This is a genomic window from Streptomyces sp. B21-083, from assembly GCF_036898825.1.
Taxonomy (GTDB): domain Bacteria; phylum Actinomycetota; class Actinomycetes; order Streptomycetales; family Streptomycetaceae; genus Streptomyces.
Genome location: NZ_JARUND010000002.1, coordinates 3,798,075 through 3,812,231, shown reverse-complemented (window position 1 = coordinate 3,812,231; position 14,157 = coordinate 3,798,075). Strand labels below are relative to the sequence as shown.

General features: G+C 68.4%; 10 protein-coding genes and 1 tRNA gene. 7 read left to right on the top strand and 4 right to left on the bottom strand.

Going from position 1 to position 14,157, the window contains the following annotated elements; genetic code table 11:
* The first annotated feature begins 147 nt into the window (after positions 1-147).
* Complete coding sequence (locus tag QA861_RS41000) at positions 148-1,179, top strand: glycoside hydrolase family 6 protein (RefSeq protein WP_334593968.1); 1,032 nt, start codon at positions 148-150, stop codon at positions 1,177-1,179.
* Positions 1,180-1,294: 115 nt separating this feature from the next.
* Here the strand turns inward: QA861_RS41000 and glxA are convergent, their stop codons facing one another.
* The 3 genes from glxA to QA861_RS40985 form a co-directional block, all read right to left on the bottom strand.
* A complete protein-coding gene (gene glxA / locus QA861_RS40995; protein WP_334593967.1) occupies positions 1,295-3,232 on the bottom strand; it encodes a radical copper oxidase GlxA in 1,938 nt (645 codons plus the stop codon).
* On the bottom strand, positions 3,229-5,271 hold the full coding sequence (locus QA861_RS40990; protein ID WP_334593966.1) for a glycosyltransferase family 2 protein: 2,043 nt from the start codon (positions 5,269-5,271) through the stop codon (positions 3,229-3,231). The genes glxA and QA861_RS40990 overlap by 4 nt, the downstream gene beginning before the upstream one ends.
* Positions 5,272-5,735: 464 nt before the next feature.
* Positions 5,736-5,809: transfer RNA gene (locus tag QA861_RS40985), tRNA-Lys, on the bottom strand.
* Positions 5,810-5,979: 170 nt separating this feature from the next.
* Here QA861_RS40985 and QA861_RS40980 point away from each other — a divergent pair.
* The 5 genes from QA861_RS40980 (at position 5,980) to QA861_RS40960 (ending at position 11,829) form a co-directional block, all read left to right on the top strand.
* Positions 5,980-7,437, top strand: a complete 1,458-nt coding sequence (locus QA861_RS40980) for a peptidoglycan-binding protein (RefSeq protein WP_334593965.1) — start codon at positions 5,980-5,982, stop codon at positions 7,435-7,437.
* A gap of 139 nt (positions 7,438-7,576) precedes the next feature.
* Positions 7,577-8,704: an SPFH domain-containing protein gene (locus QA861_RS40975; RefSeq protein WP_334593963.1), complete on the top strand. Its 1,128-nt coding sequence runs from the start codon at positions 7,577-7,579 to the stop codon at positions 8,702-8,704.
* A gap of 98 nt (positions 8,705-8,802) precedes the next feature.
* Positions 8,803-9,408, top strand: a complete 606-nt coding sequence (locus tag QA861_RS40970) for a lytic polysaccharide monooxygenase auxiliary activity family 9 protein (protein WP_334593962.1) — start codon at positions 8,803-8,805, stop codon at positions 9,406-9,408.
* A gap of 113 nt (positions 9,409-9,521) precedes the next feature.
* Positions 9,522-10,070, top strand: a complete 549-nt coding sequence (locus tag QA861_RS40965) for a DUF3592 domain-containing protein (RefSeq protein WP_334593961.1) — start codon at positions 9,522-9,524, stop codon at positions 10,068-10,070.
* 40 nt (positions 10,071-10,110) lie between these two features.
* Complete coding sequence (locus QA861_RS40960) at positions 10,111-11,829, top strand: AMP-binding protein (RefSeq protein ID WP_334593960.1); 1,719 nt, start codon at positions 10,111-10,113, stop codon at positions 11,827-11,829.
* Between the two features lie 228 nt (positions 11,830-12,057).
* Here the strand turns inward: QA861_RS40960 and QA861_RS40955 are convergent, their stop codons facing one another.
* A complete protein-coding gene (locus tag QA861_RS40955; RefSeq protein WP_334593959.1) occupies positions 12,058-12,366 on the bottom strand; it encodes a hypothetical protein in 309 nt (102 codons plus the stop codon).
* Positions 12,367-12,941: 575 nt separating this feature from the next.
* Between QA861_RS40955 and QA861_RS40950 the strand changes: the two genes are divergently transcribed.
* Positions 12,942-13,649, top strand: coding sequence for a hypothetical protein (locus QA861_RS40950; RefSeq protein WP_334593958.1), 708 nt, complete (start codon positions 12,942-12,944; stop codon positions 13,647-13,649).
* Positions 13,650-14,157: the final 508 nt, after the last annotated feature.

Below are 14,157 nucleotides of genomic sequence, written 5' to 3'. Positions count from 1 at the left end.
CACTGGGGTACCCCGCCCGAACACGCTGTAACAGGTAGCCGACAAGGCTCTGGCGACCTCGTGGGCGCCCGGCCACCTATGTCAGGATTGAGGCTTACGACACTGCATCCAGGGGGGACCAGGACAGTGCATCCGAGGGGGAGTTCGATGTTCGGCAGCAGGGGGGCGACCTGGGGGAGGGCGTCCGTGGCGGTGCTGGGGGCGGCACTGCTGTTCACCGGTTGTTCCTCGTCCTCCGGCAAGGGGGACGGCGACGAGCCGGCCAGGGAGGCGGGGGCCCGGATCACCCAACAGCCCAAGGGGACCAACCCGTTCTGGGTGAACCCCGACGGCAACGCGGCGGAACAGGTCGCCGCGTACGTCAAGGACGACAAGACCACCGACGCCGAGCAGATCCGGAAGATCGCCCAGCAGCCGACCGGCGAGTGGATCAGCCCTGAGAACCCGGAGGCGGAGGCGCGCGGCTTCACGGAGGCCGCGCAGAAGGCGGACCGCTCCGCCCTCCTCGTCCTCTACAACATCCCGCACCGCGACTGCGGCCAGTACTCCAGCGGAGGCGCCGCCGACGGCGACAGCTACCGCGCCTGGATCGACGGCGTCGCCAAGGGTATCGGCGACCGCGCGGCCACGGTGATCCTGGAACCCGACGCGATCCTCCACCTCGTGGACGGCTGCACCCAGGACGAGTTCCACGAGGAGCGGTACGACCTGTTGAACGGCGCGATCGAGAAGCTGTCGGCGCTGCGGAACACGAAGGTGTACCTGGACGCGGGGAACGCGGGGTGGACGCATCCCGACCAGATCTTCGAGCCGCTGAAGTGGGCGGGCATCGAGAAGGCGGACGGGTTCTCCGTCAACGTGTCCAACTTCTACTCGACGGCTGATTCCATCGCGTACGGCAAGGAGTTGTCGGCGAAGGTGGGAGGCAAGCACTTCGTGGTGGACACGTCCCGCAATGGGAACGGGCCCTACAGCGGGGGCGACGCGGACGAGAAGTGGTGCAATCCTCCCGGGAGGGCGCTGGGGGAGGCTCCGACGGTGAAGACGGCGGACCCGTTGGTGGACGCGTATCTCTGGGTCAAGCGGCCGGGGGAGTCCGACGGGGAGTGCAAGGGTGGGCCGAAGGCCGGGCAGTGGTGGGCTTCTTATGCGTTGAAGCTTGCGGAAGCGAGTGGGTGAGGTGTGGGGGGTGCGTTGTCGGCTGCGGGGCCGTTGTGGCTGGTCGCGCAGTTCCCCGCGTCCCTAGGTGCGACAAGGGTGCCCTTCCTTGGAAGGGCACCCTTGTCGTCGTCTGCTACGGCACCTTGACCCACTGGGCCTTGCTCGGGGTGCCCTGGTCGTCTGTCACGAAGAGCATGTACCAGCCCGACTCCACCAGGTTCCGGTTCTTCGGGACCGTCACCGTGATGCTGTCCTTCGTCTTCTTCAGGTCGAGGGCGATGGAGCGCTGGTCGACGTCCGTGACATGGGTCGAGGCGCTCGGGCGGATCAGACGCGCCGACAGAATCGTGGCCGCGTGCCGCGACGTGAACGTGCCCGACGCACCGCGCGCGATCGTCTGCGGGCCGCCCGACAGCGAGGGCTGCGCGTCGTGGAACAGGTACGGCGGCGTGTAGATCTCGATGCGCTGCTCGAACTTGCCCGGCTTGGTGTCGGCCTTGTCCGCGTACAGGGAGTCCGAGCCGAAGTACATGATGCGGCCGTCGGGCAGCAGAATCGAGCCCGAGTGGTAGTTGCGGCCCACCAGCGGGTCGGCGACCCTCCTCAGCTTGCCGGTCTTCGCGTCGTACATATGGGCCTGGAGGATGTTGGAGGCGCCACGGCCCCGGTAGTCCTCCGAGCCGCCCGAGATCATCACCGTGTCGTCGGGCAGGATCGAGTACTGCGGGTAGCGCGTGCCCTTCTCCAGTGACGGGCCGTCCGTGAACTTCGGGTCGGCCGCCAGGAGGTCGATCACGCGGGTCTTCTTGCTGGAGAGCTTGGACTCGCCGACCCCGCCCCCGCCGATCACCATGTACTTCTCGTCCTGCGCCGGCGGCAGCAGTACCGTGCCGGCGGTCTCCAGCATGTTGGGGTCGCTCAGACCCTTCAGCTTGGTGAACTTGTTGGTCGCCACGTCCCAGACGCCCGGGTCACGGCCGACGTCGTCGGGGCCGTAGCCCGCGTTCGCGCCCGAGTAGAACATCTCGCCGTTCTGCATCAGGGAGATCGCCGGATACGTCGGGAACTGGCGGGTGTGGGTCGTGTACGTCCACTTCTTGGTCTTCGGGTCGTACACCTCGTTCTTGCCCGGCACCAGCTGGCCGATGTCGTCCAGGCCGGAGAGGCTGAGGATCTTGCCGTCCGACATGGTGGTGAGCGTCGGGTACCAGCGGGCCTCGTTCATCGGGTCGACCTTGATGTACTTCTCGGCGACCGGGTCGAACTCGTAGGCGTCCCGGATGCCCTGGAAGTCCTTCTTGTCCAGCGCGAGCTTCTCGGCGATGCCGTACGTGTTGCGGGAGTCGGCGCCCGACAGGCCCTGCACGCGGTAGTTGTCCTGGGTGCCGGTCTCGTACTTGGCGCCCTTCTTCTGCGCCTCGACGTAGATCCGGCCGAGCCCCGGATCGTTGCGCAGGAACGCGCCCGTCGCCTTGTCGAAGACCTTCGTCGCGCGCTCCACGACGACCGGGTCCTTCGACACGAAGGTCTTGCCGGTCTCCTTGCCGGTGAACTTGGTGCCCGCCGGGAGGGTGATCGGCTTGTCCGGGTTCTCGTTGTGGACGACCATCAGGCCGCCGGCCTTGGTGACGTCACCCTTCAGCTTCTCGTACCGCTTCGTGCCGCCCGCGATCAGCAGATTGCCGTTGGAGAGCTGTGTGTGCCCGGTGCAGAACAGGTCGGCGGGCGTCGGGATCTTCTTGATCGTGCCCAGAGCCGGATCCCAGATACGCGTGTCGAACTTCTTCGCGTCGAAGTTGTCCGCGTTGTTGCCGGAGCCCGCGACGAGCAGCACCTTGCCGGTGTGCAGCAGGGCGGCGTGGATGGTGTTCTGCCGGTACTTCTCCGGGAAGTTCACCACCTCCCACTTGCCGTTCTCGGCCTTGTACTCCGGTCTGTTGATCTTGTAGTCGTGGTACTTCTCGGTACTGAAGCGATACACCCACGGCCCGTTCATCCCCGCCAACGCGAGGACCACCGCCGTGCCTATCGCGAGTCGACGGGCGCGGCGGCGGCCTGCACGGTCTTTCATTCCTTACGTCCCCCATGTCCACCAAGGGCGATCTGCATGGTCTGGTCGTTGCCCTCGCCCCCTACGCTGCCCCCGCCCGTCCCGCCCGACGCGGCCCACTGGGGCTTGTGCTGCGGCGCATGGGTGGAGTGGGGGGCGTGTGGGGCGTGCGACGGATGTGAGCCGTGTGGCGCCTGTGGCGTCGGCTGGGCCGGAACGAACGGCTGCGGCACGGGCACGGCGTCCTGCGGTTCGGCCGGGCCGGCGGCGAGCTTCTTCTTCTCCTGGCGCAGCATGAGCCGCCAGACGACCATCGGCGTCGCGGTGATCCCGGTGGCGAACGTCGCCCAGATGATCATCGCGGGGTGCGAGTGCCCGAAGGTGAAACCGGCCGCGATCGAGCCGCCGAAGATCAGGATGAAGTACCAGTGGTACCGGAACGTCCCGAACCAGCGGTCCGGGCTCGCCGAGTCGCCCTTGGGCGTGACCACGAACTTGCTCTTGCGCCGCAGCGCCGAGTCGATCAGGGCCTTCGCGTAGAGCGGCGCCGACAGCGCCGACATGACCATGCCCGCCACACCACCCGAACCCTCCGGCTCGTGCGGGGAGACGTTGTGCCGGCGGTTCCAGATGTACAGGCCGATCTGCAGCGCCGAGGCGTTGCCGTAGAGCATCAGCCACACGGTCGGGTCGATGTTCACACCCGAGGCGCCCAGGCCCAGGAACAGCGCGCAACTCAGCGCCGCCAGGATCCAGTTGAGGGCGGACATCGGATAGAAGATGATCATCATCGTGTAGTTGAAGAGCTTGCTCGGCGGCAGCGAGTACCAGCCCTTCCAGTACTGCTTGAGGATCGTCTCGTACGTCCCTCGCGACCAGCGCATCTGTTGGGTGAAGAAGTCCGTCCAGGCGCTGGGACCCTCGCCGACCGCGAGCACGTCCGGTGTGTAGACCGAGCGCCACTTCCTGCCCGTCGCCGGGTTCTTGTGGCGGTGGATCTCGAAGCCGGTCGCCATGTCCTCGGTGATCGAGTCGTACAGGCCGCCGATCTGCTTCAGCGTCCTGATACGTACGGCGTTGCTGGTCCCCACGAACATCGGCGAGCCGTAGCGGTTGCCGGCCCGCTGGATCAGCGCGTGGAAGAGGAACTGCTGCGACTCGGCGGCCTTGGTGACGAAGTTGTCGTAGTTCCCGTAGACCTGCGGGCCGATGACGAAGCCGATGTCCGGGTCACGGAAGAAGCCGAGCATCCGCTCCAGGTAGTTGGGCAGCGGTACGTGGTCGGTGTCGACGGAGGCGAAGAAGTCGTAGTCGTCGCCGTGGGCGTCGAGCCAGGCGTTGTAGTTGCCGTGCTTGGTCTTGGCGCGGTGCGGGCCCTTGGGCTGGTTCCACTTCGCGACGCCCTTGCGGGAGAAGTGGTGCACTCCCAGGCGGGCGCAGACCGCCTTCACGTCCGGGTCGTCGCCCTCGTCCAGCAGCCAGACATGCATGAGGCCGCGGTGCCGGATTCTCACCGCGGCTTCGAGCGTCTTCGTCACCATGTCCAGCGGCTCTTTGCCGGGCACGAAGGAGGTGAGGAAAGCCACTCTCGTGCCGGTCTCGGGCACCACCGGGATCGGGTCGCGGGCGACCAGTGTGGCGTGCGCGTTCGACAGCACGTTCAGGCAGCGGAAGAGCTCGATCAGACCGATCGAGACGAGCATGACGATGTCGAGCGCCGGCAGGAAGTCGAACGCCGGGTAGTCGCGTTCCGTCCAGTGCGCGGGCTGGAGCAGCCAGACGAGCAGGACGATGGACAGCAGCGGCGCCGCGCCCAGCATCAGCGCGGCCCGTATCCGGTGCGGCTCCTGCGAGAGCAGGGAGCGGTACTTGACCGTGTACGGCTTGGTCGGGTCGGGCTGTGTGAGGGGTCCGGCCAGTCGGCTGTAGTGCTCGTAGTCGTACTTCGGCAAGCTCGTCTTGATCCGGCGGAAACCACCGGTCCGGTTCGACGGCAGCCTGAGTTGGGCCGTCTGAGATCCGTCGAAGGTATGCCGGGCGCCCGTCGGCGTCGACGTCATGAGTCATCCCCCCAACACGCGAGTCATCGCGTGTTCGTCGGTTCCTTGCGTCTGCTCGGCCCCCCTCGGCCTTCACAAACGCATCAGTAAAGGACCACTGCCCCCACGTCATCCACACTCTATAGACATGGAAGAGTGCCCTTCCGGTTGCATGATGCCCCCCTCGGCATCCGTTCATGAGCGGGGCCCCATCCCCGCGCCGGCGCAACCGGTCCCGCCCCCAATTGCCGCGAATCCGCAGCATCCTGCGCCCAGGGTTCTACGCCGTTCAGCATGATCGCAAGACGCGAAACACGGTGTTTACCGGTCATACGCGCTCATTGTGACGGCTGTTGAGCCGGATTGGTGCATACGGGACCGCTTGTGCACGGATGGTTCCGAAGTGTTTACGTACCGTTTCCGCCGACCGGTGGAGACCACGCGAACAGGCCCCCCGCGTCAGCGGAGGGCCTGCCGTCTGTCTGTGCGCCGCCAGGGACTCGAACCCCGGACCCGCTGATTAAGAGTCAGCTGCTCTAACCAACTGAGCTAGCGGCGCGCGGTGACGTCGACAACTCTACCCGACCCCGGTGAGTGGTCCGGACCGCCGAGGCGCGCGGCGGACGTGTACATCATTCGGACCGTCAACATGCGACAGCGGGCGACAGTTGAGAAACTGCGATGGTGCAGAAGCGCGCAAGTCATCGCCTGGGACGTGAGGGGAATCGTATGGCGACTCCGGTATTCGAGGAATTCGATCCCGCGAGCGACTGCGAATGCCCCGGATGTGTTCACCGGCGCCGGTCCGCACCGTATTCCGGACCGGTGTCGGGAACGGGCCCCGGACCCGCCCGTACGGCGGTCCGCCGGACCCTCGTCGTCGCCGCGACGGCCTCGACGGTGCTGGGCGCCGGGTACGCCCTCCCGGCCGCAGCCGCCCCGCACGCCCCGCACCTCCCGGGCGTACCCGCAGGTGACGAGCCCGACACCCCGCAGGGCGGCAAGGCCCCGCTGCACGGCCCACCCGGAAAACCGGCCGCGGGAAAGCTCCGGGCGACCACCAGGTCGGAGATCATCAACCGGGCCAGGACCTGGGTCGCCGCGCGGGTCCCGTACAGCATGAGCACCTATTGGGGAGACGGTTACCGGCAGGACTGCTCGGGCTTCGTCTCCATGGCCTGGAACCTCGCAGGCAACGAATGGACGGGCAGCCTCGACAAGTACGGCGTACGCATTCCCAAGGAGGATCTGCAACCCGGCGACATTCTCCTGTTCCACAATCCGTCAGACCCGGAGAAGGGCTCGCACGTCGTCATTTTCGGCGGCTGGACGGACTACACGCACACCTATTACACCGCCTACGAGGAGACCCGCCCGTACGCCCGCAGGCAGGCCACCCCGTACGCGTACTGGAGCCACTCGGACCGCTATCAGGCCTACCGCTACAAGGGCCTCGCCGCGAACACGGGCGGCATCTCGGACCCGGGCGGCACCGACGACCCGGGCGGTACGGGCGGTACGGGCGATCCGGACGGCGGTGGGGGAGCGGCGCCCGGCGGCTCCCCGGACGCGGCCCGCTTCCCGGGGCGGACGTACTTCGGTCCCGGCGCCGACAACAGGTACGTCACCCAGCTCGGCCGGATGCTCGTGGCGCGCGGCGGCGCCCGCTACTACACCTCGGGTCCCGGCCCGCGCTGGTCGGCCGCGGACGGCAGGGCGACCCGGGCGTTCCAGCAGGCCCAGGGCTGGCAGGGCTCGGCGGCGGACGGACTGCCGGGGCCGCGCACCTGGGCCCTGCTGGTGAGCGGAACGGGCAGCGACATCGGGGCCCCGCCGAGCGGACCGCCCACCGGGCCGGACCCCGGCACCGTGCCCGGCACCACGCCCGGAACAGGCCCCGAGGAGGTTCCCGGCGCGGCCGGTCCGCCCTCCGCCGGGAAAGTGGTCCCCGAGTTCCCCGGGCGGGGACTGTTCCGGCCCGGCTCCAGCAGCCCGCACATCACCCTGCTCGGAAAGCAGCTGGTGAAGAAAGGATTCGGCCGGTACTACACGACCCGGCCCGACGCCCGCTGGAACGAGGCGGACCGCCGCGCGGTGGAGGCCTTCCAGCGTGCCCAGGGCTGGCGGGGCGGCGCAGCCGACGGCTACCCGGGCCCGGAGACCTGGCGCCGCCTCTTCTCCTGGTGACCCACACGAGGGTTGGCCGGTAACCACCGTCCAACCACCGCCGAACCACCGTCGTACCGGAACACGCAGGCACGAACGCAGCACGCAGTGGCGAACACAGCGGTCATGAACGCATCTGGCGCGGAGGCTGGAGGCACAAATGAGTACGACCACCGAACACACACCGGAGCCCGACGGACCCCCGGACAGCGGGCCCAGGCCCGCCCGGCTCATCCAGAACGAGGCGACCACCGAGATCCCCGTCCACCTGCTGTTCCGTGACGAACCCGACCCGGTGTCGGTACCGCTGAGGCCGGCCGTCGTGGGGCGCAGACAGGGTACGGGCGAGCAGCCACGCATCCGCAGGCCCGCCCCGGCGGCGCCGCGCCCGGCGGTGCCGACGGTCGACCCCGACCTGGTGGAGCGCCCGGCGCGGGTGCTGCCGGGCGCGGTGGGCGTGCTCGCCGGTGCGGGCGGGCTGGCGGGGGGCGTGCTCACCTCCTGGTGGGCGGGTGTGCTGCCGCCCGTCGCGGTGGAGGCGCTGCGACTGCCACTGACGTACGCGGGCGCCGGTCTCGGTCCGGCCCAGTGGGCGGCGTTCGCCGGTGCGGGCGCCCTGGGGCTGTTCGGGTTCGGCGGGCTGGCGCGCGGGCGGACCGGGCGGGCCTGGGTGCTCGGCCTGTTCGGCCGCTACCGGGGGACCGTCCGGCGCACCGGGCTGCTGTGGGTCAACCCGCTGCTGCTGCGCGCCCGGGTCGACGTACGGCTGCGGCACTGGCGCGGCGAGCCGATGCCGGCGGCCGACGCGAACGGGGTCGCGCTGCGGGTCGTCGTGCTCGTGGTGTGGCGGGTGCGGGACACCGCGCGGGCCACGCTCGGCGTCGAGGACCATGAGACCTACCTGCGCGAGTGCGTCGAGGCGGCGCTCGTCCGGGTGCCGGTGGAGATGCCGGGTGCGGGACGGCGGGCGATGGAGACGGCGGGGGAGGCGCTGACCCGGGCGGTCGCGGCGGACACGGCGCCGGTCGGCCTGGAAGTTTTCTCGGTACTGCCGGTCCGGGTGGAGTACGCCCCCGAGGTCGCCGCCGCGATGACCCGCCGCCGCATCGCCGCCCTGGACGCCCAGCACCGGGCCGCCGCGCTCAACTCGGTGGTCGACTCGGTGGAGGACACGGTGACCCGGCTGACGCTGCGCGGCCTGGTCGAACTGGACGACTACGAACGCAAGGCGCTGGTGAAGGACCTGACGGTCGCGTTCTGCGCGGGGCGGAGCGAGCCGGGGGCGTGATTGGTCTGGACATGCTCATGGGCCGGTAATAATCTGGGACTTGGTCTAGACCTGCAAGGCTCACTTGAACCTCCCCCACGTTCAGCAGGAGCGGCAGCATGCGCGAGAAGACCAAGTGGTACGCGTCGGTGGTCGGCCTGGCCACCACCGGCGCCCTCGTCCTCACCGCCGGAGGCGCCAGCGGCCACGGTTACACCGACCTTCCCATCAGCAGGCAGAAGCTCTGCCAGAACGGCACCGTGACGGGCTGCGGTGACATCCAGTGGGAGCCGCAGAGCGTCGAGGGCCCCAAGGGCTTCCCGGCCGCCGGACCTGCCGACGGCCAGATCTGCTCGGCGAACCACGGAAACTTCGGCTCGCTCGACCAGCCGAAGACCCCGTCCGGCGGCACCTGGCCGGCGACGGCGGTGACGGGTGGTCAGAGTTACACGTTCCGATGGCAGTTCACCGCAATGCACGCCACTACCGACTTCAAGTACTACGTCACGAAGCCGGGCTGGAACCAGAACCACGCCCTCACCCGTTCGGACCTCAACCTCACCCCGTTCCTCACGGTCCCCTACAACGGCCGGCGCCCGCCGGCCACGCTCTCTCACACGGGCACCCTGCCGTCCGGGCTCAGCGGCCGGCAGGTGATCGTCGCCGTGTGGACGATCGCGGACACGGCCAACGCGTTCTACGCCTGCTCGGACGTCAGGTTCTGAGCATTCCTTGAGTAAATCCGCGACCCCCCACGGGTACGTTCCCCGTACGCCCCCAGGACCAGGTGAGGCGGCGTACGGGGAACCGTACCGAACGAGATACCGGGGGAACCGCCATGGACATCATGTTCTACGGGGTGCCGACGCTCATGATCGCGCTGGCCGTCGTGATGGCGACGATCGTGATCCGCCGGGTGCTGCGGATGCGCCGCGCCTGGAAAAGCGGCCTGACGGCGGAGGCGCGCTGCCTGCGGACGTACACGACCACGAGCGGCGGCTCCGGCGACAGCTCCGTGCACACGACGCTGCACCATGTCTACGAGTTCGTCGCGCGCGACGGCCGCACCGTCCGCTTCGACGAGCCGCACGGCCCGGGCACGGTCATCGAGGGCGACTTCGTCACCGTCTTCTACAGCGAGGGCGAGCAGATCAACGCCACGGCCCACCGCCCGAGCCCGGTCCGGCACGGGCTGGCCCTGACCGGCATCCTCGGGTTCCTCGGCGTGATCGTGGTGTTCTGCGTCGGGTTCATGGTGACCTACAGCCAGATCTTCGAACCGGTCGGCGACATGTTCTTCGGCGGTGACAGCGGCTACAGCAGCACCGACACCCCCACGGGCGACGGGTTCCCCGAGGGCTGGGACGTGAGCACCGACTCGCCGTGAGTCTCCACATCTGACGGTACGTCAACTACTGTGCGGGCTCATGGAGTTCAAGGAGCTCAAGGAATCCATGGAGCCCGCCGGGCCGACCGGGCTCACGGTCGCGGAACTCGTGGCGGCACGGTGGGGCGACCACCGGCCGGGGCTGTGGTGCGAGGACCGGACGCTCACGCATCACGAGGTGGCCGGGGGCGCGGCGGCCAGAGCCGCACTCCTGACGGAGCTGCTGCCGCCGGGCGCCGAGCCGCATGTGGGCGTCCTGCTCGACAACACCCCTGAATACCCCCTGTGGTTGAGCGCGGCGGCCCTCGCCGGCGCCGCCGTCGCAGGCATCAACCCCACCCGGCGAGGCCCCGAACTGGCCCGGGACATCCTGCACACCGAGTGCCCGGTGCTCATCACCGCGCGCACCCACCTCCCCCTCCTCGCCGACCTCGAACTCCCCGGCCTGCGCCTTCTGTTGACCGACTCGGAGGAGTACGAGGCGCTGCTGGCCCCCTACGCGGGCGCGGCGCCGGACCCCTCCCGCGCCACGCCCGCCGACCGCCTCCTCCTCTACTTCACCTCGGGCTCGACCGGCGCCCCCAAGGCCGCGATCTGCACCCAGGGCAGACTCGCCGCCGCCGGGCGGACGCTGGCCGACACCTTCGGGGTGCGCCCGGACGACGTGCACTACGTCTGTATGCCGATGTTCCACGGCAACGCGGTGATCGCGGACTGGGCCCCGGCCCTGGCGGCGGGCGCCGGGGTCGCGCTGCGCTCCCGCTTCTCGGCCTCCGGCTTCCTGACGGACGTACGCCGCTACGGGGCGACCTACTTCACGTACGTGGGCCGGGCGGTCCAGTACCTGCTGGCGACCCCCGCCCGGCCGGACGACCGGGACAATCCCCTGCGCCTGGGCTTCGGCACGGAGGCGGGGGCGGTGGACGCGGCGGCCTTCCAACGCCGGTTCGGAGTACGGCTGGTCGAGGGATACGGGTCCTCCGAGGGCGGGGCGGCGGTGCGGTGGACGCCGGGGACCCCGGCCAACGCCGTCGGCCGGGCGGCACCGTCCGACGATCTCGCGGTGGTCGACCCGGCGACCGGTGCCGAGTGTCCGCCGGCCACCCTGGACGCCTCGGGCCGGCTGCTCAACGGCACCGTTGCGATAGGGGAGTTGGTGAACCGGGGCCCGAACCCCTTCGAGGGCTACTGGCGCAACCCGGAGGCGGAGTCGGCCCGCCGCAGATGGGGGTCCCCCCGGTCGAGCGAAGCCGAGACTGGGGGAGGCTGGTACTGGACGGGCGACCTCTTCTACCGGGACCCGGACGGCTTCCTCTACTTCGCGGGCCGCGCGGACGACCGGCTGCGCGTCGACAGCGAGAACCTGGCCGCCGCGACGATCGAGAACATCGTCGCCCGGTACGAGGGGGCGGTGGCCGTCGCCGTGTACGCGGTGCCGGATCCGGTGGCCGGCGACCAGGTCATGGCAACCCTGGCCGGCACCTTCGACCCGGCCACCTTCTCCGCCTTCCTGGCCGCCCAGCCCGACCTGGGCACGAAGATGGCTCCCCGCTTCGTACGCGTCGTGCACCGCATGCCGGTCACCGCGACCAACAAGATCCACCGGGCTGCCCTCAGACACGAGGGCTTCCGCTGCCCGGACCCGGTCTGGTGGCGCCCCCCGAACGAACAGACGTACCGCATCCTGACGAACGACGACGTGACAGAACTACTGACCCGGTACCGGGAACGGGGACGCGAGGAGCTGCTGAGCAGATAGAGAAAGAGCCCCTCGCGACTGCGAGGGGCCCTTTCCTGCCATGGAGCGGCGGCTTCCGCCGGTTCGACCCTCGCCTTTGTGAACTGGTACGACGCGGTCACCCGGGCGGCGCGAACGGCCGGCCGCTGGTGAAGAGTCTCGCCGCTGAACAGTCCACTGACCCCGCGTCATGCCTCAGCCTCGATGAGCTCGCCACGGCTTCATTGCCGCCGATGGAGCACCGGATTCTCACACCATCATTGGCAAGGGGTCTGAGAACCAAGTAGCCGTGCTTCCCGGGTTGTTGATGTCTACGGTTTCGCCCGAGAGTCGCAAGTCGAGGCCGAGATGGCCGGTGTACCGCCCCTTCGGGCCGTTGTCCCACTCGATGGTGACCAGAAAGTCGTCGCCTCGGACGAACCCCTGGCAGCCGCCGTGAGTGCCGTTGACGAAGGCGTCCCCCGATACGTTTCCGGCCTTGTCCTGGTCCAGGTTCATATGCACCGTGGCGCCGTTGGTCTGGTGTGCCGCCCAGTTGCCTCTGGAATCGACTGTCATCGGGCTCTCCTTCTTTCCTCATGCTTTCCTGCTCATGGCTTCTTACTTCGCCCAAGGTCAGGCAACGGGCTGACTGCGTGTCAGGGGGGCTGTCGTACCGTCAGATGAGCAGTCGGCGCCCACAAGGTGGCTGCCGGAAGAATTTGTCGCACCAGCGAGACACCTCAGGGCTGTTTCGTTTGCCGTCTTGTGGAGCCTCTTGTTCCAGTAGGCGTCGCGTTCGCGGCGATGTCAACCGGGCGGCTGGCGACGGCGAATGACACAGCGCCCCTGGTTGACCGGTCAATTCACGTGGTGTGACGGCTGGTCGGTGGGCAGTCGCAGGGTGACTATGAAGGTCTTTTCGGATTCGTCATCGATGTTGAAGAGGAATTATTTCCTGCGTAACTCCCTCTCGGTGTCGTCCAATTCTGGTTTCAGTTTCACTATTTGCCGTGTCAACAAGTGGTGATTGGATGAATAAGTGTCGCTCTGCCGCAAAATTTCAGTGAGGTTGCGGAGTTCTTGAGGCGGGAGGAATCTGGTCGTAGTCGCAGAAAGGTAAACTCATCGCTGCGCACAAGGAGATGACGGCCATGGTTCGTACTCTGAGCAGAGAAGGCAGTCACGAGGAGCGGGTGGCCCGGGTCCGTGAGGTACTCGCAGAATCCGGGGCCAACTCGTACGAGGCGCTGGTGAACCGGCTGGCAGACGATGCGCCCCTGCTGTCGCACGAGGATCACGTCATGATGATCGGAGCGACCGACGGGAGCCCCCCGGCGGCCCTGCGGCCGCACCAGCCACCCGAAATGATGGTGGTGATCGACGGCGAGGCCAACGAGCCGGACACAGTACGGGAATTCGACGGTCAACCGCTGTATTCGACGCCTGGGGTCGACAAGAAGGGAAGCCAGGTGCTCTACAGCTTCACGACCCTTCAGGGGCTGAACGATCACCTGGTCGCCGCACCGCCTCACGACATCGGAACGAGCAACCCAGACTCGCTTCCGGAGCTGTCGTACTACTACGAGGACGAGGACGCGGGCGGAGACTGGTTGCAGAACGGACCCGGGCGGGCCTGGCCGGACCTTCGCCGTGTTCCACGCGGATTCCTGCACACACAGAACTGGAACGACATCATCTCCTCAGTGAACTGGTGCCGATGGGATGTCTCGGTCTGGGACACGCCCAACTACCAGGGCTCCCAGCTCTACCTCCGAGCCGGGGTGACCTACTTCCACCTCTCCCAGCTCGGATGGAACGACTGCGTCTCCGCGACCGCCAACTGGGGTCAGCGCTTCTGAGCCACGAACGGTCGGCCACGAGCGGCCGAACTCCACATCGAGGGACTCGAGCCCGAGCAGGTCGCCGCACCGCCGCTCCAGCCGCCCGCGCCCAGATCGTCCGCGTGCCGACGCACCGCCAGGCGTGACGAAATCGTCCCCCGCCCGCGCGAACAACGAGGTCCCGGCCCGCACCCACGGGTCGAGATAAGCGGCGGGCCACCGCCAAAACGCAGCCGCGAACCCCGTCCGTACAGTCGTACGACACAGGCACGGCCTCGACCTGTGTCCCGCTGTCGGGCAGTTCGACGGGCCGCGCGACAAGTGCGGCCCGGTCGTCCTGCGAAGCCCGCCGCCTCCGGCAGATAGTCCCGCAGCAGCCAGAGCTGCTCCCGCAACGCCGGGTGCGGTGCCCGGCACCGACATACGGCCTCCTGTGACCACTCCGGAAGCCGCACTCGAATCTCGTCACGCTGTCTGAACTCGCCCTGATACCACCGCGAGTTCGCCCTTCCCAAGGCAGCTCCCG

Bases quoted from the DNA above. Each gene is read 5' to 3' on its own strand.
- QA861_RS40960 (WP_334593960.1), top strand. From the start codon at position 10,111: ATGGAGTTCAAGGAGCTCAAGGAATCCATGGAGCCCGCCGGGCCGACC.
- QA861_RS40950 (WP_334593958.1), top strand. From the start codon at position 12,942: ATGGTTCGTACTCTGAGCAGAGAAGGCAGTCACGAGGAGCGGGTGGCC.
- QA861_RS40975 (WP_334593963.1), top strand. From the start codon at position 7,577: ATGAGTACGACCACCGAACACACACCGGAGCCCGACGGACCCCCGGAC.
- QA861_RS41000 (WP_334593968.1), top strand. From the start codon at position 148: ATGTTCGGCAGCAGGGGGGCGACCTGGGGGAGGGCGTCCGTGGCGGTG.
- QA861_RS40990 (WP_334593966.1), bottom strand. From the start codon at position 5,271: ATGACGTCGACGCCGACGGGCGCCCGGCATACCTTCGACGGATCTCAG.
- QA861_RS40980 (WP_334593965.1), top strand. From the start codon at position 5,980: ATGGCGACTCCGGTATTCGAGGAATTCGATCCCGCGAGCGACTGCGAA.
- QA861_RS40965 (WP_334593961.1), top strand. From the start codon at position 9,522: ATGGACATCATGTTCTACGGGGTGCCGACGCTCATGATCGCGCTGGCC.
- QA861_RS40955 (WP_334593959.1), bottom strand. From the start codon at position 12,366: ATGACAGTCGATTCCAGAGGCAACTGGGCGGCACACCAGACCAACGGC.
- QA861_RS40970 (WP_334593962.1), top strand. From the start codon at position 8,803: ATGCGCGAGAAGACCAAGTGGTACGCGTCGGTGGTCGGCCTGGCCACC.
- glxA (WP_334593967.1), bottom strand. From the start codon at position 3,232: ATGAAAGACCGTGCAGGCCGCCGCCGCGCCCGTCGACTCGCGATAGGC.